Source organism: Pseudomonas sp. LB3P93 (assembly GCF_054898025.1).
The window spans coordinates 982,560-999,849 of sequence record NZ_CM142713.1 but is presented as its reverse complement, the minus strand read 5'-3'; the positions used below and the strand labels follow the sequence as shown (position 1 = coordinate 999,849).

Sequence of the window (17,290 nt, the reverse complement as noted above, 5' to 3'; positions counted from 1 at the left end):
GCCGATTTACCCCTGATCAGCGTGATTGAGTTGCTCGGCGGCCTGCTGTTGCTGATCGCCGGTGCCGAGCTGATGGTCCGTGGAGCTGTGCGCCTCGCTGCGCGGTTGCAGGTGCGGCCGCTGATCATTGGCCTGACCATCGTCGCCCTGGGCAGCAGCGCACCGCAAATGGCGGTCAGCCTGCAAGCCACCCTGGCGCAAAACGCCGACATCGCCGTCGGCAGCGTGATCGGCAGCAGCATCTTCAACATCCTTGTCACCCTCGGACTTTCGGCGCTGATCATTCCGTTGCGGGTATCGCGGCAACTGGTGCGCCTGGATATTCCGCTGATGATCGGCGCCAGCCTGCTGGTGTTTTTATTGGCGTGGAATGAAGAGCTGACCCGCGTGGACGGCATGATTCTGCTGGCCGCCCTGGCGCTGTATCTAGGCTTACTGCTGCGTCAGTCGCGGCACTCGGCCCGTCCGCCCTCCCATGACGGAACACCGCGGGCACCGTGGTTCAGCAGCGTGCTGATGATCGTCGCCGGACTGGCGATGCTGGTCTACGCCGGGCACTTGTTGCTGGGTGCCGCAGTGGCGGTCGCGACCGATCTGGGGCTGTCGGAGCGGGTCATCGGCCTGACCATCGTCGCCATCAGCACGTCCCTGCCGGAACTGGCCACCTCATTGATCGCCGCACTACGCGGTCAACGGGATATTGCCGTGGGCAACGTGATCGGCAGCAACCTGTTCAACCTTTTGGGCGTGCTTGGCCTGACTGCGCTCGTCGCACCCTCGCCGCTGTCGGTCTCGCCCAACGCACTGGATTTTGACCTGCCGGTGATGCTTGGTGTCGCGGTGCTGTGTCTGCCGCTGTTCTACACCGGCTACCGAGTGACTCGCGCCGAAGGTCTGCTGTTTTTGGGCTTGTATCTCGCTTACGGTCTGCATGTGGTGTCGTTCACCACCGGCATGCCACTGGCCGGCAAGCTTGAACACCTGATGCTGTTTTTCGTTCTGCCGGCGCTGGTGGCGTATCTGCTGTTCACGTCGCTGCGCGCCTGGCGTCGCCAACACCACAAGAAGGAAATGCCATGACCGACAATAAGAAGCCTGGCGTTGAAGTCCGCCGCCAAGTGATGGGCGATGCGTTCGTCGACCGCGCGCTGGGCAATGCCACCGAGTTTACCCAGCCGCTGCAGGATTTCGTCAATGAACACGCGTGGGGCGGCGTGTGGAACCGCGAAGGCCTGCCGCTGAAAACCCGCAGCCTGATCACCCTTGCCGCGCTGACCGCGTTGAAGTGCCCGCAGGAATTGAAGGGCCACGTGCGTGGCGCGCTGAACAACGGCTGCACCGTGGAAGAGATCCGTGAAGCGTTGCTGCATTGCGCGGTGTATGCCGGTGTGCCGGCGGCGATCGATGCGTTTCGGGCGGCGCAGGAAGTGATCGATACCTACCAGAAGCCTGAGTAACTCCTGGTATTTTGCGGTGACTGATCGGCCGTCATCGCGGGCAAGCCCGCTCCCACAGGGTCTTCGGTGTTAACCCAATGTGTGCAACTAAGCAGATCCTTGTGGGAGCGGGCTTGCCCGCGATGAGGTCCTGAAGCGCACCTCTAAACCCAGCTAAATCCACCCACCCCACTGCAACAAAAAGATCCCGATGTTGGTGGTAACCGCCGCCATCAACGTGGTGATGACGATGATCGCCGCCGCCAGTTCGTGATTGCCATCCGCCTGACGGGCCATGACAAAACTGGCTGCCGCCGTCGGGCTGCCGAAGTACAGAAACAGAATCCCCAACTCCGCCCCGCGAAAACCCCAGAGCCACGCCCCCAGCGTCGCCAGCACCGGCAGGCCGATCATCTTCACCAGGCTTGAGCTCAACGCCATCGAACCGCTTTTGCGCATCGCCGCCAGCGACAAGGTGCCGCCGATGCAGATCAGCGCCAATGGCAACGTGGTTTGCGCCAGGTACTGACCGGAAGTTTCCAGCCAGCCCGGCAAGCCGATCTTGAAATAAGCAAACGGTGCCGCCGCAAACACGCTGATGATCAGCGGGTTGACCATCACGCTTTTGCAGATGCTCCACGGATCGGACTTGATCACCGGGCTGTACACCGCCAGCACGATAGTCGAGAGCGTGTTGTAAAAAAGTATCACCAGCGCCGCGAGAATGGCTCCCAGGGAAATTCCGTAATCACCGTACATGCTGGCCGCCAACGCGAGGCCGATGACGCCGTTGTTGCCGCGAAAAGCACCTTGGGTATAAATCCCCCGGTCTTCCCGCGGGCACTTCCAGATCGCCCAGCCCCAGGCGATGGCGAAACCCACCAGGGTAGCGAGCGAAAAATAGATCAGCAGCGCCGGTTGCAGCGCGGCGTGCAGGTCGGCATGCAGAATGCCCAGAAACAGCAACGCCGGCATGGTGACGTTGAACACCAGGGCCGACGCGGTGTGGATGAAGTTGTCGTTGATCCAGTTGATGCGCTTGAGCACCACCCCGAGAAACAGCATGGCAAACACCGGCGCGGTGATGTTCAGGGTTTCGAGGAAGATAGCCAGCATGCCGGGGGTAACCTTGGGTGAGCGTCGTTAGGGGGCTAATGATAAGCCACTTTCACCCGGATCGTTCCCACGCTCTGCGTGGGAATGCCTCTTGTGACGCTCTGCGTCACGCTTTTGGGACGCAGAGCGTCCCGGGCTGCATTCCCACGCAGAGCGTGGGAACGATCAACGCGGTCTTACGTGATCGGCGCAGGGTTGAACAGGGTGATGTCGTTATGCAGCTTGTGCTGCTCGGCCCACGTCTGCTTCTTGCCGCTGGCCACGTCCAGGTAGTAATGGAACAACTCCCAGCCAAGATCCTCGATCGAAGCCCGCCCGGTCGCAATCCGCCCGGCATCAATGTCGATCAGGTCCGGCCAGCGCTGCGCCAGTTCGGTCCGGGTCGACACCTTGACCACCGGCGCCATCGCCAAACCGTACGGAGTGCCACGCCCCGTGGTGAACACATGCAAGTTCATCCCCGCTGCCAACTGCAACGTCCCGCAGACAAAATCACTGGCCGGGGTTGCGCAGAAAATCAGCCCTTTGCGCTTGAAACGCTCGCCAGGACCAAGCACGCCGTTGATCGCGCTGCTGCCGGATTTGACGATCGAACCCAGGGACTTCTCGACAATATTCGACAACCCGCCCTTCTTGTTGCCCGGCGTGGTGTTGGCGCTGCGGTCCGCTTCACCCTTGGCCAGGTAACGGTCGTACCAGTCCATTTCCCGCACCAGTTCCTGAGCAACTTCCTCAGTCTCCGCACGGGAAGTCAGCAGGTAAATCGCGTCGCGCACTTCGGTGACTTCGGAAAACATCACCGTCGCACCAGCGCGCAATAACAGGTCCGAGGCATAGCCCAGCGCCGGGTTGGCGGTGATGCCGGAAAACGCATCGCTCCCCCCGCATTGCATGCCGAGAATCAGCTCGGACGCCGGCACGGTTTCCCGGCGACGTTGATCGAGCTTCTTCAAACGGGTCTCGGCCAACGCCATGATCTGCTCGATCATCTCGGTGAATCCGTGACTCGAATCCTGCAAGCGATACAGCCACGGCTCGCTCAAATCCACCGAGCTGTCGCCTTCGTGCATCACCTGCCCGGCCTGCAATTTCTCGCAGCCCAGGCTGATGACCAAGGCTTCGCCACCCAGGTTCGGGTTGCGCGCCAGGTTGCGCACGGTACGAATCGGGATGTACGCATCAGTGGCGGTAATCGCCACGCCACAACCGTAACTGTGGGTCAGCGCTACCACGTCATCGACATTCGGATAACGCGGCAGCAACTCATCCTTGATGCGCTTGACCGCATGGTCCAGCACACCGGTCACGCACTGAACGGTCGTGGTAATCCCCAGAATGTTGCGCGTGCCGACGGTACCGTCGGCGTTGCGATAACCCTCGAACGTATAGCCTTCCAGCGGTGCCTGCGCCGCCGGCACTTCGGTGGACAGCGGCAGGCTGTCCAGCGGTGGCGCGGTGGGCATGCGCAGTTGATCTTCCTTGACCCAGCTGCCGCGCGGAATCGGCTGCAACGCGTAGCCAATGGTCTGGCCGTAACGAATCACTTGGCCGCCCTCGGGAATGTCTTCGAGGGTGACTTTATGGCTCTGCGGCACGAAGTCCACCGTCACCAGGCCATCGGGAAACTCGGTGCCGACCGGTACGCCCTGGTCATTGACCACGATCACGACGTTGTCGCGCTCGTGCAGGCGGATGTAGCGCGGCGAGTCGGAATGTTCAATCAACTGCATGACGCCGCTCCTCAGGAATGCGCTTGTGACAATTTGTTGTTGGTTTCAGGGCCGTTGACTGGCGGCTCTTTAAGCACCACACGCTTGATCGGACCGACGATCACCAGGTAGCTGAACACTGCGACCAGTGCGTTGCAACCGACAAACACCAGCGCCCATTTGAACGACCCGGTGGAGCTGATGATGTAGCCAATGACGATCGGAGTGGTGATCGAAGCGATGTTGCCGAAGGTGTTGAACAAGCCACCGCTGAGACCGGCGATCTGTTTTGGCGAGGTGTCAGACACCACGGCCCAGCCCAGCGCACCCACGCCTTTGCCGAAGAAGGCCAGGGCCATGAAGCCGACAACCATCCATTCAACATCGACATAGTTGCACGCCACGATGCTGCTGGAGACCAGCAAGCCAGCGATGATCGGCGCCTTGCGGGCGAAGGTCAGGGAATGGCCTTTGCGCAGCAGGTAGTCGGAAATCACCCCGCCGAGCACACCACCGATGAAGCCGCAGATCGCCGGCAACGAGGCGATGAAACCGGCCTTGAGGATGGTCATGCCGCGTTCTTGCACCAGGTACACCGGGAACCAGGTGAGGAAGAAGTAGGTGATGCCGTTGATGCAGTACTGGCCCAGGTACACGCCGAGCATCATGCGGTTGGTCAGCAATTGACGGATGTAGTCCCACTTCGGACCGTCAGCCTTGGTGCCTTTGCCTTTGTCCTGGTCCATGTCGACCATGCCGCCGTTGTCGGCGATGTGCTTGAGCTCGGCATCGTTGATCATCGGGTGCTGGCGCGGGCTGTAAATCACTTTCAGCCAGATGCCGGAGAAGATGATGCCGATAACGCCCATCACGATGAACACGTGCTGCCAACCGAAGCTGTAAACGATCCAGCCCATCAGCGGTGCGAACAACACGGTGGCGAAGTACTGCGCCGAGTTGAAAATCGCAGACGCCGTACCGCGTTCAGCCGTCGGGAACCAGGCCGCGACGATGCGTGCGTTGCCGGGGAAGGATGGCGCTTCGGCCAGGCCCACCAGGAAGCGCAGCATGAACAGCGCAACCACCGCCGTGGACATGCCGAACTCACCGACATAACCCTGCAGCACGGTGAACAGCGACCAGGTGAAGATGCTCATCGCGTAGATTTTTTTCGAACCGAAACGGTCCAGCAGCCAGCCACCGGGAATTTGCCCGGCCACGTAGGCCCAACCGAATGCAGAGAAGATGTAACCGAGGGTGACCGCGTCGATGCCGAGGTCTTTTTGCAGGCTGGAGCCGGCGATTGCGATGGTAGCCCGGTCGGCGTAGTTGATCGTGGTCACCAGAAACAGCATGAGCAGGATCAAATAGCGGACGTGAGTCGGCTTCTGGGTCGATTGCATGTAGATGTACTCCCACTGATTATTTTTATGCGCGGGTGAATCTTCTTTGGTCTGTCTTTTGTGGGAGCTGGCCTGCCAGCGATATAGGCCACTCGGTGTGTCAGTCACACCACGGTGATGCCATCGCTGGCAGGCCAGCTCCCACAGGTATTGCGGTGGATCAGGAACCGATGTAGCTGGTTTTCACCACGGTGTAGAACTCTTGTGCATAGCGACCTTGCTCACGTGAGCCATAGGATGAACCTTTACGCCCGCCGAATGGAACGTGGTAATCCACGCCCGCCGTCGGCAGGTTGACCATCACCATCCCGGCCTGGGAGTGGCGTTTGAAGTGGTTGGCGTACTTCAGCGACGTGGTGGCGATGCCCGCCGACAGACCGAATTCGGTGTCGTTGGCCATGGCCAGCGCAGCGTCGTAATCGGCAACGCGAACGATGTTGGCCACCGGGCCGAAAATCTCTTCACGGCTGATGCGCATCGCGGCTTCGCTGTCGGCAAACAGCGTTGGCGCGAGGTAGTAGCCTTCGGTATCGCAAGTCACCAAGCCGCCACCGCTGACCAGACGAGCACCTTCGGACTGGCCGATGTCGATGTATTTCAAGTCCTGTTCAAGCTGGGCTTGCGAGACCACCGGACCGATGTCGGTGCCGGTTTTCAGCGCGTGGCCGACCTTGATCGACTTCATGCGCTCAGCCATGGCTTCGACGAATTTGTCGTGGATGCCGGCGGTAACGATGAAGCGGCTCGACGCCGTGCAACGCTGACCGGTGGAGTAAAACGCGCTCTGCACCGACAGCTCGACCGCTTGTTTGAGGTCGGCGTCGTCGAGAATGATTTGCGGGTTCTTGCCACCCATTTCCAGCTGAACCTTGGCCTGGCGCGAAACGCAGCTGACCGCGATCTGACGACCGACACCGACGGAACCGGTGAAGCTGATGCCGTCGACTTTCGGGCTCTGCACCAGTGCATCGCCAACCACACGACCGCTGCCCATCACCAGGTTGAACACGCCGGCCGGGAAGCCTGCGCGGGAGATGATTTCGGCCAGCGCCCAGGCGCAACCCGGAACGAGGTCGGCCGGTTTCAGCACGACGCAGTTGCCGTAGGCCAGAGCCGGAGCGATTTTCCACGAAGGGATCGCGATCGGGAAGTTCCACGGTGTGATCAGACCGACCACACCCAGCGCTTCGCGAGTCACTTCGACGTTCACACCCGGACGTACCGACGGCAGGTAGTCGCCGGACAGACGCAGGCATTCACCGGCGAAGAACTTGAAGATGTTACCGGCGCGGGTCACTTCGCCGATGGCTTCGGGCAGGGTCTTGCCCTCTTCCCGGGCCAGCAAGGTGCCGAGTTCTTCGCGACGGGCGAGGATTTCGGTACCGACTTTATCCAGCGAATCGTGGCGAGCCTGGATGCCCGAAGTGGACCAGGCCGGGAACGCGGCACGGGCGGCGTCAATGGCGGCGTGGACCTGGGCCAGATCAGCCTTGGCGTAGTCGCCGATGGTATCGGTCAGTTCGGACGGGTTGATGTTGGCGCAGTAATCACTGCCCGCTATCCATTCGCCGTTGATGTAGTTATCAAAACGCTTTGTATCAGCCACAACAATCTCCTCACGCAAAAGGCCGCTGATTGCTCAGCGGCCTTGTTTAGTCGGTTTTTACTGCGCGCCCTGCTTGTCGATCAGCGCGGCCAGAGCTTCGTACTCTTCTGGCAGCAGATCGGTCAGCGGCGCACGCACAGGACCTGCGTCATAGCCGGCAATTTTTGCCCCGGCCTTGACGATGCTCACCGCGTAACCCGCTTTGCGATTACGGATGTCCAGGTATGGCAGGAAGAAGTCGTCAATGATCTTGCCGACGGTGGCGTGATCTTCGCGGGCGATGGCGTGGTAGAAATCCATCGCGGTTTTCGGGATGAAGTTGAATACCGCCGAGGAGTAAACCGGAACACCCAGTGCCTTGTAAGCAGCGGCATACACTTCGGCTGTCGGCAAACCGCCCAGGTAAGTGAAGCGATCACCGAGGCGGCGACGGATCGACACCATCAACTCGATATCGCCCAGGCCATCCTTGTAGCCGATCAGGTTCGGGCAGCGCTCGGCCAGGCGTTCCAGCAACGGAGCGGTCAGGCGGCAGACGTTGCGGTTGTAAACCACCACGCCGATTTTCACCGATTTGCACACGGCCTCAACGTGGGCGGCGACGCCGTCCTGGCTGGCTTCGGTCAGGTAGTGCGGCAGCAGCAACAGGCCTTTGGCACCCAGACGCTCGGCTTCCTGTGCGTATTCGATGGCTTGACGAGTCGAACCGCCCACGCCGGCCAGAATCGGCACGCTGGTTTCGCAGGTATCGACGGCCGTCTTGATGATTTCCGAATATTCGCTGGCCGCCAGAGAGAAGAACTCACCGGTGCCGCCCGCGGCGAACAACGCCGTGGCGCCGTATGGGGCCAGCCATTCGAGACGTTTGATGTAGCCCGCGCGATGGAAATCGCCCTGAGCATTGAAATCGGTGACCGGGAAAGACAGCAGGCCGGAAGAGAGGATGGACTTCAGTTCTTGTGGATTCATTATTCGAACACCCTGGATAGCGACGTTGTGTGAGAAAAGCGTTCAGCCTGTGGCCGAGTTGTAGGTCATCGTACAACTTAAATAATAACCGTCAACTGCATTTCATCGGTGTGCCCGGAATTTGTGTCGGAAAGGGATTTTCTTGACGTAGGAAAATTCTCTTCTATGCTCCGAATAGCTGTATATACGTACAGTTAATTTGAATCATACCGACGACATATCAAGGAGCTAGAAATGTCAGGTCTACACACGCAACCGCAGGAAAAACCCAAGCAGATCATCGCGAATCTGGATGATCTTTTTACCGAAAACGGAATCGCCATCACCGCCGACAGTTTGCTTATGCTCCAGCTCAGCGAACATCACGACGCACCTCAAACAATTAAAGCTACGCCCGGCAAAGCCTTGAAAGGCAAGCCGCAGCTGAGGTTCGAGGGCGGCGAGCACACCGCCATCGGTGACAGCACGGTGCTGCGTTTCATCAAGGACGCCCCCGCTGTCCCGGCCTCTCAGGTGCAGCTGCATTTACCGAACGGACTGGCGCTGACCTATGGCCAGATCGTCGCCCTGGGCGGCGATTTTTATGGCATTCCCGATCAACCGATCAGCGAAGGCGCCACCGCGGCCGATCGCATCCAGCGGTTCACCAACGCCTTCAACTCGCTGGCGGTATTGCCTGCATCCAATGCCGAAGCGAAGCTGATCCTCGGCGTCATGCAGAAGGAAATCGCCGCCGTTAAGCAAGCGATCAAGGACGGCAAACAGCCTCATGAGGCGTATGACGCGCTCGGAGATACATTGTCCGAAGAGTGGAACAAAATCACCGGCGGCGGCAGTTTCGTCTCAGCGCTCTTCCCATTGGGACGCTATCTGAAACTGGCCGCCAACAATGCCGATCACTTTGCCGAGTGGGCGCTTCTGGCTTACATCGCCGGGCATGGCGCGGCGCTGCAACAAGCGGTGAAAGCTCACAACAGCGGCGATGAAAAGCAGCTGGAACTGGCCTACGCGATGAATGCGTTTGCCGATCATTACCTGACCGACCTGTTTTCTGCCGGCCATTTGCGCGTGCCGCGTAAACAGCTCGCAGCGGTGGTGACGCCGAGTGATCTGGGTTCGTTGATTACCCGCTTCATGCACGATGAAGACAACAAGTTCGGCCTCAATGTGCGCAACGGCAACGGCGATCAATGGCGGGCCTATGGCGATAAACGCTATTTCGACGCCATCGACAGCGCCAATCGCGTCCAGGTCAATCAGGCGGTACAGATTTCTGCGGACGAAGTGTTTGCGGCGTATCTCAGCGGCAACGCACCGTCGCCCGGTAACTTCGGCGCCTTGAAAAAGACGCCGGATCTGCAAGCCGTGCTGAACCTGACGAACAACTTTTCACCGCTGTTCCGGATTGAGGGCAGCAAAGTGCTGCGGCGCAAGGACGTCAACAACCTGAACGACACCGCCACCGTCGATGACTGGTGGGGCTGGAGTACTTACTTGCTGCTCAAGGACTACAAACCCACTGGCAACGTAGCCTGATAAGGAGATCGATGATGACCATCAAATTGAAACTGGAACTGGCTTCGGGGCAATCGCTGGAGGGAGCGCCGTTGGAGTTGTTGTCCAAGGGCGTGCCGATTGCTCGGGGTGTTGTGGATAAGCATGGAAGTGTGAGGTTCGATGTTAAATCTGCTGCGACTGAGATGGCGGTGCGGGTGGATCGTTCGATTCTGAAGACTGGCTGAAGTTAATGGCCCCATCGCGAGCAGGCTCGCTCCTACAAGGGATCTTTGGTGAACACATTATTTGTGGGCGCCATTTACCCGATGTAGGAGCGAGCCTGCTTGCGATGGCATTTCCCCTGACGCATCTGATTGATCAGATAGCCGCTGACCGTTCGTCTGAACTGTAATTTCTGACAGTAGCCGAGCGATTGCCAACACAGCCTAAATGGCTCCGGAGTTAACAAACCGGCTCCGTCAGCGAAGCGTTCTATCTCGCGTCTTTCAAACGGTTTGATTGATTGTTAAAAGGAATTTGATCATGACTGCACAAGAGAAGACTTTGCCTGCACCTAGCCTTAAAGAAGCCGTCAATGGTGTTCTTTATGTTGGCAAGCTGACAGGCCCCGCAAGCGGCGAGGTTTGGGTGCACGGAGATGTGACTGTAGGCGATAAGGTCGAGTTTACGGTACAGACCTCAACTGGAAACCACTGGAGTGGTACGAAACGGGTGGAGTCCGTCCCTTTGGTAATGGTGTTTGCGATCCCGAAAGAGACCTTTGAAAAAGGTCTGGTGCCAGATGCCACTGCCAAGCTGCGATACAGAGTAACCAGCGCCTCGGGTAATCAGGCTGATTCCCCTGATCTGGTTGTTCAATTAAAACCATAAAACCGCAATCAGCGCTGCGCCTCAGCCTCTTCATGCGCATGACGCAGCCGCTCCCGACTGTTCGTCAAATGCAACCGCATCGCCGCCCGCGCCGCATCTGAATCCTGGCGCGCAATCGCGTCGTAGATCTCTTCGTGCTCACGACTCAGACGACTCATGTAGTGCTGCTGGTCGTCATGAGCCAAGCGCGCGGAGTTCAGACGTGTGCGCGGAATGATGCTGGTGCCTAGGTGAGTCATGATGTCGGTGAAGTAACGGTTGCCGGTCGCCAGGGCGATTTGCAGGTGGAACTGGAAGTCGGACGCCACGGCATCGCTGGCATGCGAGACACTTTCATTCAAGGCGTCCAGCGCGGCGCGCATCAAGGCCAGCTGCTCGGCACTTCGGCGTTGTGCGGCGAGGCCGGCGGATTCAACTTCGAGGCTGATGCGCAGTTCCAGGATCGCCAGCACATCCCGCAAGGTGACCACGGTCGCCGGGTCGATACGGAAACCGCTCGGGCTCGGGGTGTCGAGCACGAAGGTGCCGATGCCGTGGCGGGTTTCCACCTGACCAGCCGCTTGCAAACGGGAAATCGCTTCGCGCACCACGGTGCGGCTGACGCCATGGGCATCCATGATCGCCGACTCGGTGGGCAATTTGTCGCCACGCTTGAGGTGACCGTCGCGGATCTGCTCGGACAGCACCGTCACCAATTCCTGTGCGAGGCTGCGGCGCTTGCGAGGGAGGCGTGGTGCGTCGATCGGGTTTTCCATGGTGAACGTCTGTCTCGAAAATTGCGGCTGAAACCGCATCATAGCTCAACGCGGTTGTACGATCACCCCGCCCCTGTAGGAGCGAGCGGTTCGGCGATCCGACTTGCCCGCGAAGACCACAACGCGGCTCCAGATCAGAACCGCGTAATCGTTCTTCGCGGGCAAGCCTCGCTCCTACAAGGGCGGTATGGTTTATGCGGTCACGGTTTGGTCCACCAAATGGCCGTTGTCGATACGCACATGCCGTGGGTGGAAACGCTTCAGGCTACTGCGATGCCCGACGCTGACAATGCTCAGCCCCGGAATCTCATCGATCAACGCCTGATACAGCGACGCTTCATCCTCTTCGTCCATCGCCGACGTCGCTTCGTCCATATACAACCACTGCGGTGCATAGAGCAGCGCACGGGCAAAGGCCAGGCGTTGCTGTTCACCCGGAGAGAGCATGCGTTGCCAGTGATTCGCTTCATCCAGGCGCGAAACCAGGTGCGGCAAACGACAGGTTTCCAGCACTTGAACATAACGCTCGTGCGGATAGGTCTCGCCGGGCTGTGGATAACTCAGCGCTTCGCGCAGTGTGCCAATCGGCAGGTAAGGTTTTTGCGGCAGGAACAAATAGCGCGCCGCCGGCAGACGAATGCTGCCATGGCCAGCAGGCCACAGATGCCCCATCGCCCGCAGCAGCGTGGACTTGCCACTGCCCGAACGGCCGCTGAGCATCACGCGCTCGCCCTCCTCCACGGTCATGTCGGCGTTGGTCAGCAGGTGACGGCCGTCGGCCAGATCGAGGCCCAGGTTGTGCACCTTCAATGCCGTACCCGAATTCTGCACATCGATGGCCGGTACACGCTCTTCGTTGTCGGTCATGGCCTGGCGGAAACTCAGCAGTCGATCACAGGTGGCACGCCACGACGCGAGGCTCTGGTACGCACTGATAAACCAGCTGAAACTCTCCTGCACATTGCCGAACGCCGAACTGATTTGCATCAGCTCACCGAGTTCGATCTTGCCGGACAAGTAACGCGGCGAAGCGACGATGAACGGAAAGATGATGGCGGCCTGTTGGTAACCGGCGGTAAAGAACGTCAGACGCTTGGACACCTTCATGATGTCCCAGAAGTTGTGCCAGACCAGCCCGAAGCGGTTGCTCAAGCGACGGTTTTCATTGGGTTCGCCGTTGTACAGCGCAATACTCTCGGCATTTTCGCGAACCCGCACCATCGAGAAACGCAGGTCGGCTTCAAAACGTTGTTGTTGGTTGTTCAGGCCGATCAAGCGACGACCGATCAAATGCGTCAGCCAACTGCCGATCACGGCATAGACCAGCACACACCAGAACATGTAGCCGGGAATGGTAAAACCGTACACTTCGATACTGCCCGACACGCCCCACAAAATGATCGAGAACGACACCAGGCTGACAATGTTGCGCAGTAAACCAATGCCCAACTCCAGGGTATTGGAGGTGAAATTGTTGAGATCTTCGGAAATCCGCTGGTCCGGGTTGTCGGTGTAACCGCCCTGCTCCAACTGGTAGTAGTTTTTGTTGCCGAGCCAGCGGGCGAAATGCTTTTCCGTGAGCCAGGCACGCCAGCGAATGGTCAGCATCTGGGTCAGATAGAGCCGGTACACGGCACCGATAATCGCCACCGCCGCAATCCCGCAGAAATACAGAATCAGCCGCCAGAACGCCGCCTCATCCTTTTGCTGCAGAGCGTTGTAAAAGTCCTTGTACCAGGTGTTGAACCACACCGAGATCCCCACGCTGATCAGCGATAACGCAATCACCGCGATCAGCAGCGTCCAGGCCTTGACCCTCTCCTCGCTGCGCCAATAAGGCGTGATCATCGCCCAGACTTTGCGAAAAAACTGCCCGTGCACAGCATCGTTGACCGCGGAATACTCAGCGTTCTGATTCATGGAAAAGGCTCGATAAAGAAAAGAACACACACGAACCGATCATAGATGATCGGTTCGGGTTATCGCGAGGGCTGGCGATAATCGTTCAGCGTCCGTTCAGCGACGGACCGGGCGCTTCTGCAGTTTGCGCTGCAGCGTGCGCCGGTGCATGCCCAGGGCGCGGGCAGTGGCGGAGATGTTGCCTTCGTGTTCGGTGAGCACGCGCTGGATGTGCTCCCACTGCAGGCGATCCACCGACATCGGGTTTTCCGGCACCAGAGTGTCGAGGTCAGCGTGCTCGGAGAGCAGCGCAGCCAGCACGTCGTCGGCATCGGCCGGTTTGCACAGGTAATTGCAGGCGCCGCGCTTGATCGCCTCGACGGCGGTGGCAATGCTCGAATAACCGGTGAGGATCACCACGCGCATTTCCGGGTCGAGCTCGAGCAATTTCGGCAGCAACACCAGGCCCGAGTCGCCGTCCATTTTCAGGTCCAGGGCGGCGTAGTCCGGGATGTCGGCCTGGGCGATGACCAGACCTTCTTCAGCGGAACCGGCGGTGCTGACGCGAAAACCACGGCGGGCCATGGCACGGGCCATCACGCGGGTAAAGGTGGCATCGTCGTCTACCAGTAGCAAATGCGGCAGTTCTTCGCCTTCAACTTGGATCTCGTCACTCATGTTCGTCTCCTCGGGCGACACGGGGCAGGCGCAGCTCGGTGAGCGTGCCGCCTTCCTCATGACTGTAGAGTTTCACTGAGCCGCCGGCGCGTGTCACGCTGGCCTTGCTCAAAAACAGGCCCAGGCCGAAACCTTTGCCCTTGGTGGTAAAAAACGGTTTGCCGATCTGTTCAGCGATGGCCAGCGGCACACCGGCGCCGTGGTCGCGAATGCTGATGGTCAGGTCCTCGGCATTCCAGTCCAGCGTCACCTGCAATCCTTCGGGACAGGCATCGGCGGCGTTGTTCAACAAATTCAGCAGCGCTTGCGTCAGGTCTGGCGGCGGTGCCATGCGCGGCACGGTGCCCTGGCCCAGGCGCTGAAAGCGGTAACTGGCTTCCGGGCGCATCAAGTGCCAGCGGTTCAGGGCTTCGTCGAGCCAGTCGGTGACGTCCTGCATCTCCACCGCCAAACGACGATTGGCCTCGGCGGCGCGCACCAGTTGCTGCAAGGTCTCTTTGCAGAGTTTGACCTGATCCTGCAGCACGCTCAAATCGTCCTGCAACAGCGGGTCGTGATGGTCCTGGCGCATTTCCTTGAGCAGCACGCTCATGGTCGCCAACGGCGTACCCAGCTCATGGGCGGCGCCCGCCGCCTGAGTCGCAACGGCCAGCAATTGCTGGTCGCGCAGGCCTTCTTCACGACGGATGGCGCGCAATTCTTCCTGACGGCGCAGCTCTTCGGCCATGCGCGCGGCGAAGAACGTGATGACCGCTGCAGCGAGGGCGAAACTCAGCCACATGCCGTAGATCTGCAGGTTTTCCCGGGCGATGGGGAAGGTTTCCAGCGGATAGAACTGCGCCAGCAACAACGTATACAGCGCCAGCGCAATACCGGACAGAATCACCGAATAGCGCCACGGCAACGTCACGGCGGCGATGGTCAGCGGCACCAGGTAATACGAGACAAACGGGTTGGTCGAACCGCCGGAGAAATACAGCAACGCACTGTGGATAAACAGATCGCAGGCGAGTTGCAGGGCATATTCCAGCTCGGTCACCGGCCACGAGGTGCGCAGCCGAACCGCCGTGAACGCGCACAGCAGCGTCGAGCAACCCAGGGTCATTGCCAGTTGCACCCACGGCAATGGCAGCAGATCGAACCAGTAGGCAAGCCCCACAGAACCGGCTTGGGCGGCGAGTACTAAAGTGCGGATGAACGTGAGCCGCCAGAGATTCTGGCGAGTGGCGGAAGTGATTTGAACGGGGGCGAGCATGAGCTCTCCTGATGAGCGCTCCAGGCGGATCGCACGGAGTATAACCAAGCACGGGGGCTGGCAGGCAAAAGTGCGGCAAACCGCCACAGTCTACCGAGCTGGTATTCGTCTGTGGCGAGGGAGCTTGTCGGATCGCCGCACCGTCCCGCTCGGCTGCGCAGCAGATGCAACTCGGCTGACGCGTTTTGCCTGATGAATCGCGGTGGCAGGTTTTAGGACTGCTTCGCAGTCCAGCGGGAGCAAGCTCCCTCGCCACAGGGTCACCGACATCTGTATAGAAGTTGTAACTGTGCGAACCGGATCATTAAAGCTAGAGTCTGATGGTTTCACGCAGGCTCGGACCTTAACCCCTGCGCACCGCCCAAGGAGTTTTCATGCACAGTTTCCGCCGCAGCGCCGCCCTTCTTGCCCTTAGCGTTGGCACCGTCGCCAGCCTCCCGGCCCTGGCCGCCGACGAGCTTCATTACAACCAGATCTCCCTGCGTGCCGAAGTCAGCCAGGAAGTGGCTCGCGACCTGATGATCGTGACCCTCTACACCGAAGAACAAAACACCGACCCGGCCAAACTCGCCGCCGACGTCAGCACCACCATGAACAAAGCGCTGGCCCAGGCCAAACAGGTCAAGGAAGTCACCCTGCGTCAGGGCAGCCGCAACAGCTACCCGATCTACGACACCAAGGGCCAGAAAATCACCGGCTGGCGTGAACGCGCCGAACTGCGCCTGGAAAGCTCCGACTTCGCCGCGCTGTCGAAGCTGACCGGCGAACTGCTGACCGACCTGAAAATGGGCGGCATGGACTTCGCCATCGCCACACCAACCCGCAAGGCCAGCGAAGACACGCTGCTTAAAGAAGCCGTGACCGCCTTCAAGGCCCGCGCCCAACTGGCGACCGACGCGTTGGGCGGCAAGGGTTACAAAATCGTCAGCCTGAATCTGAACAGCAACGGTTATCCACAACCGTTCATGCGCGGGCCGATGATGATGAAAGCGGCCGGCATGGACGGTGCGCCGGTGACGCCGGAAGTTGAGGCGGGCACGAGCCAGGTGAGCATGACGGCGGACGGCGCGATTGAAGTGTTGATGCCTTGATTCGATAACACGGACACAGGAACGGCGATCACTGAAGTGGTCGCCGTTTTTTATTGCCTGCCAAAAGTCAGGTGAACCCGTCAGTTTTGTGGTGAATGATCTACCGCCATCGCCAGCAGGCTGGCTCCCACAGGGGTCGAGTGTGTAGACGGATTTTGTGTACGACAAAGATCAAATGTGGGAGCGAGCCTGCTCGCGATGAACGATGACTCGGTCTTTGATCAGCCCCGCGGATCAACGTTATCCAACGCGCGATTCACCGCCAGTTCCGCCAGCATGATGATCTGCTGAATCGCCATCACCGTATGGCGCTGCGGGCCGATCAGGTTAGCGGCGAAATCACTGGCCATCACACTCGCCGACGCCAACGACTCGCAAGCTTGTGCCAGGAGACTTTCGCTATCTGCGTCCGGGGTGATCATGAACATGGTGCTGGGACGACGGGGTTTGGGGGCGTATTGGTCGGGGGGATCGAGGTAGTAATCGAGGGCGCGTTTTATGGCTTCGCGGTCCCTTAGGAGCGCTTCGGCTTCGGTGGATTCGGGATTGGGAGTGGTGGTGTTGACGGGTGGATCGGGGATTAACTTATCCATGTAAAAACTCCTACTTAAAAATGGGAGCCATCCATTGTCGTTTCCACACGACAAATAGGTGGCGGCTGCACGCAGGGTGGAAATACCGGTTAGTAGGACCCGGCCAGACCGAAGTCTGCCCACGCACAGCCGCCATGACGCAGTTTGCAGACGAAAGAAGACGTCGGCAACGAATACGATGGTCCAGCTATACGGCTACTAAGAGATCCAGGTTTCCACGCCTGGTCGCTGAAATTGCAGCGACGGGCAAAGGTTAGAAGGACTGCTTCCTACCCGGCAACCTGAAAAATGCGTGGGAAAGCGCTGTGTCTTTTACACATTGTTCAACATTCAAAAATGGAACGCAGAGCGTCCCGAGCTGCATTCCCACGCAGAGCGTAGGGAACGATCAA

General features: G+C 59.4%; 16 protein-coding genes. 6 read left to right on the top strand and 10 right to left on the bottom strand.

The genetic code is table 11. From position 1 onward, the window contains the following. Window positions 1-21 precede the first annotated feature (21 nt). A complete protein-coding gene (locus ACYZT8_RS04250) occupies window positions 22-1,080 on the top strand; it encodes a calcium/sodium antiporter (protein WP_461979489.1) in 1,059 nt (352 codons plus the stop codon). Then, complete coding sequence (locus ACYZT8_RS04245; RefSeq protein ID WP_095129461.1) at window positions 1,077-1,457, top strand: carboxymuconolactone decarboxylase family protein; 381 nt, start codon at window positions 1,077-1,079, stop codon at window positions 1,455-1,457. Before ACYZT8_RS04250 ends, ACYZT8_RS04245 begins: the two co-directional genes overlap by 4 nt. Before the next feature lie 153 nt (window positions 1,458-1,610). Here the strand turns inward: ACYZT8_RS04245 and ACYZT8_RS04240 are convergent, their stop codons facing one another. The 5 genes from ACYZT8_RS04240 to kdgD form a co-directional block, all read right to left on the bottom strand. Continuing rightward, window positions 1,611-2,552 carry an AEC family transporter gene (locus ACYZT8_RS04240; protein ID WP_461979487.1) on the bottom strand — a complete coding sequence of 314 codons (942 nt, stop codon included), beginning with the start codon at window positions 2,550-2,552 and terminating at the stop codon, window positions 1,611-1,613. 176 nt (window positions 2,553-2,728) lie between these two features. Further along, window positions 2,729-4,282, bottom strand: coding sequence for a galactarate dehydratase (garD, locus tag ACYZT8_RS04235; RefSeq protein WP_461979485.1), 1,554 nt, complete (start codon window positions 4,280-4,282; stop codon window positions 2,729-2,731). Window positions 4,283-4,293: 11 nt separating this feature from the next. Continuing rightward, window positions 4,294-5,664: an MFS transporter gene (locus ACYZT8_RS04230; protein ID WP_461979483.1), complete on the bottom strand. Its 1,371-nt coding sequence runs from the start codon at window positions 5,662-5,664 to the stop codon at window positions 4,294-4,296. 160 nt (window positions 5,665-5,824) lie between these two features. Continuing rightward, window positions 5,825-7,270: an aldehyde dehydrogenase family protein gene (locus ACYZT8_RS04225; RefSeq protein ID WP_461979481.1), complete on the bottom strand. Its 1,446-nt coding sequence runs from the start codon at window positions 7,268-7,270 to the stop codon at window positions 5,825-5,827. Window positions 7,271-7,327: 57 nt separating this feature from the next. Then, the gene (kdgD, locus tag ACYZT8_RS04220; RefSeq protein ID WP_461957223.1) at window positions 7,328-8,239 is read right to left on the bottom strand and encodes a 5-dehydro-4-deoxyglucarate dehydratase; all 912 of its coding nucleotides are present in this window, start codon (window positions 8,237-8,239) and stop codon (window positions 7,328-7,330) included. A 234-nt stretch (window positions 8,240-8,473) separates the two neighbouring features. On the opposite strand from kdgD, the gene ACYZT8_RS04215 reads away from it, so the two are divergent. From ACYZT8_RS04215 to ACYZT8_RS04205, 3 genes are all read left to right on the top strand, one after another. After that, window positions 8,474-9,775, top strand: a complete 1,302-nt coding sequence (locus tag ACYZT8_RS04215; RefSeq protein ID WP_461979479.1) for a phospholipase — start codon at window positions 8,474-8,476, stop codon at window positions 9,773-9,775. 14 nt (window positions 9,776-9,789) lie between these two features. Further along, window positions 9,790-9,981, top strand: coding sequence for a hypothetical protein (locus tag ACYZT8_RS04210; RefSeq protein ID WP_461979477.1), 192 nt, complete (start codon window positions 9,790-9,792; stop codon window positions 9,979-9,981). Between the two features lie 298 nt (window positions 9,982-10,279). Further along, window positions 10,280-10,627 carry a hypothetical protein gene (locus tag ACYZT8_RS04205; RefSeq protein ID WP_461979475.1) on the top strand — a complete coding sequence of 116 codons (348 nt, stop codon included), beginning with the start codon at window positions 10,280-10,282 and terminating at the stop codon, window positions 10,625-10,627. Window positions 10,628-10,635: 8 nt separating this feature from the next. On the opposite strand, the gene ACYZT8_RS04200 is transcribed toward ACYZT8_RS04205, so the two are convergent. From ACYZT8_RS04200 to ACYZT8_RS04185, 4 genes are all read right to left on the bottom strand, one after another. After that, complete coding sequence (locus ACYZT8_RS04200; protein WP_461979473.1) at window positions 10,636-11,382, bottom strand: FadR/GntR family transcriptional regulator; 747 nt, start codon at window positions 11,380-11,382, stop codon at window positions 10,636-10,638. Window positions 11,383-11,574: 192 nt separating this feature from the next. Next, window positions 11,575-13,302 (bottom strand): ABC transporter ATP-binding protein/permease, encoded by a 1,728-nt coding sequence (locus ACYZT8_RS04195; RefSeq protein ID WP_461979471.1) that lies wholly within the window; start codon window positions 13,300-13,302, stop codon window positions 11,575-11,577. 96 nt (window positions 13,303-13,398) lie between these two features. Beyond that, a complete protein-coding gene (locus ACYZT8_RS04190; protein ID WP_109627955.1) occupies window positions 13,399-13,959 on the bottom strand; it encodes a response regulator transcription factor in 561 nt (186 codons plus the stop codon). Beyond that, window positions 13,952-15,214: an ATP-binding protein gene (locus ACYZT8_RS04185; RefSeq protein WP_131063121.1), complete on the bottom strand. Its 1,263-nt coding sequence runs from the start codon at window positions 15,212-15,214 to the stop codon at window positions 13,952-13,954. Before ACYZT8_RS04185 ends, ACYZT8_RS04190 begins: the two co-directional genes overlap by 8 nt. Window positions 15,215-15,588: 374 nt before the next feature. Between ACYZT8_RS04185 and ACYZT8_RS04180 the strand changes: the two genes are divergently transcribed. After that, window positions 15,589-16,305: an SIMPL domain-containing protein gene (locus ACYZT8_RS04180; RefSeq protein ID WP_461979468.1), complete on the top strand. Its 717-nt coding sequence runs from the start codon at window positions 15,589-15,591 to the stop codon at window positions 16,303-16,305. Between the two features lie 221 nt (window positions 16,306-16,526). Here the strand turns inward: ACYZT8_RS04180 and ACYZT8_RS04175 are convergent, their stop codons facing one another. Beyond that, the gene (locus tag ACYZT8_RS04175; protein ID WP_461979466.1) at window positions 16,527-16,898 is read right to left on the bottom strand and encodes a DUF6124 family protein; all 372 of its coding nucleotides are present in this window, start codon (window positions 16,896-16,898) and stop codon (window positions 16,527-16,529) included. Window positions 16,899-17,290: the final 392 nt, after the last annotated feature.

Excerpts from the sequence above, each read along its gene's own strand:
- ACYZT8_RS04240 (WP_461979487.1), bottom strand. The coding sequence starts at position 2,552 with ATGCTGGCTATCTTCCTCGAAACCCTGAACATCACCGCGCCGGTGTTT.
- ACYZT8_RS04195 (WP_461979471.1), bottom strand. The coding sequence starts at position 13,302 with ATGAATCAGAACGCTGAGTATTCCGCGGTCAACGATGCTGTGCACGGG.
- ACYZT8_RS04205 (WP_461979475.1), top strand. The coding sequence starts at position 10,280 with ATGACTGCACAAGAGAAGACTTTGCCTGCACCTAGCCTTAAAGAAGCC.
- ACYZT8_RS04200 (WP_461979473.1), bottom strand. The coding sequence starts at position 11,382 with ATGGAAAACCCGATCGACGCACCACGCCTCCCTCGCAAGCGCCGCAGC.
- ACYZT8_RS04215 (WP_461979479.1), top strand. The coding sequence starts at position 8,474 with ATGTCAGGTCTACACACGCAACCGCAGGAAAAACCCAAGCAGATCATC.
- ACYZT8_RS04175 (WP_461979466.1), bottom strand. The coding sequence starts at position 16,898 with ATGGATAAGTTAATCCCCGATCCACCCGTCAACACCACCACTCCCAAT.
- ACYZT8_RS04210 (WP_461979477.1), top strand. The coding sequence starts at position 9,790 with ATGACCATCAAATTGAAACTGGAACTGGCTTCGGGGCAATCGCTGGAG.
- ACYZT8_RS04180 (WP_461979468.1), top strand. The coding sequence starts at position 15,589 with ATGCACAGTTTCCGCCGCAGCGCCGCCCTTCTTGCCCTTAGCGTTGGC.
- garD (WP_461979485.1), bottom strand. The coding sequence starts at position 4,282 with ATGCAGTTGATTGAACATTCCGACTCGCCGCGCTACATCCGCCTGCAC.
- ACYZT8_RS04230 (WP_461979483.1), bottom strand. The coding sequence starts at position 5,664 with ATGCAATCGACCCAGAAGCCGACTCACGTCCGCTATTTGATCCTGCTC.
- ACYZT8_RS04190 (WP_109627955.1), bottom strand. The coding sequence starts at position 13,959 with ATGAGTGACGAGATCCAAGTTGAAGGCGAAGAACTGCCGCATTTGCTA.
- ACYZT8_RS04185 (WP_131063121.1), bottom strand. The coding sequence starts at position 15,214 with ATGCTCGCCCCCGTTCAAATCACTTCCGCCACTCGCCAGAATCTCTGG.
- ACYZT8_RS04245 (WP_095129461.1), top strand. The coding sequence starts at position 1,077 with ATGACCGACAATAAGAAGCCTGGCGTTGAAGTCCGCCGCCAAGTGATG.
- kdgD (WP_461957223.1), bottom strand. The coding sequence starts at position 8,239 with ATGAATCCACAAGAACTGAAGTCCATCCTCTCTTCCGGCCTGCTGTCT.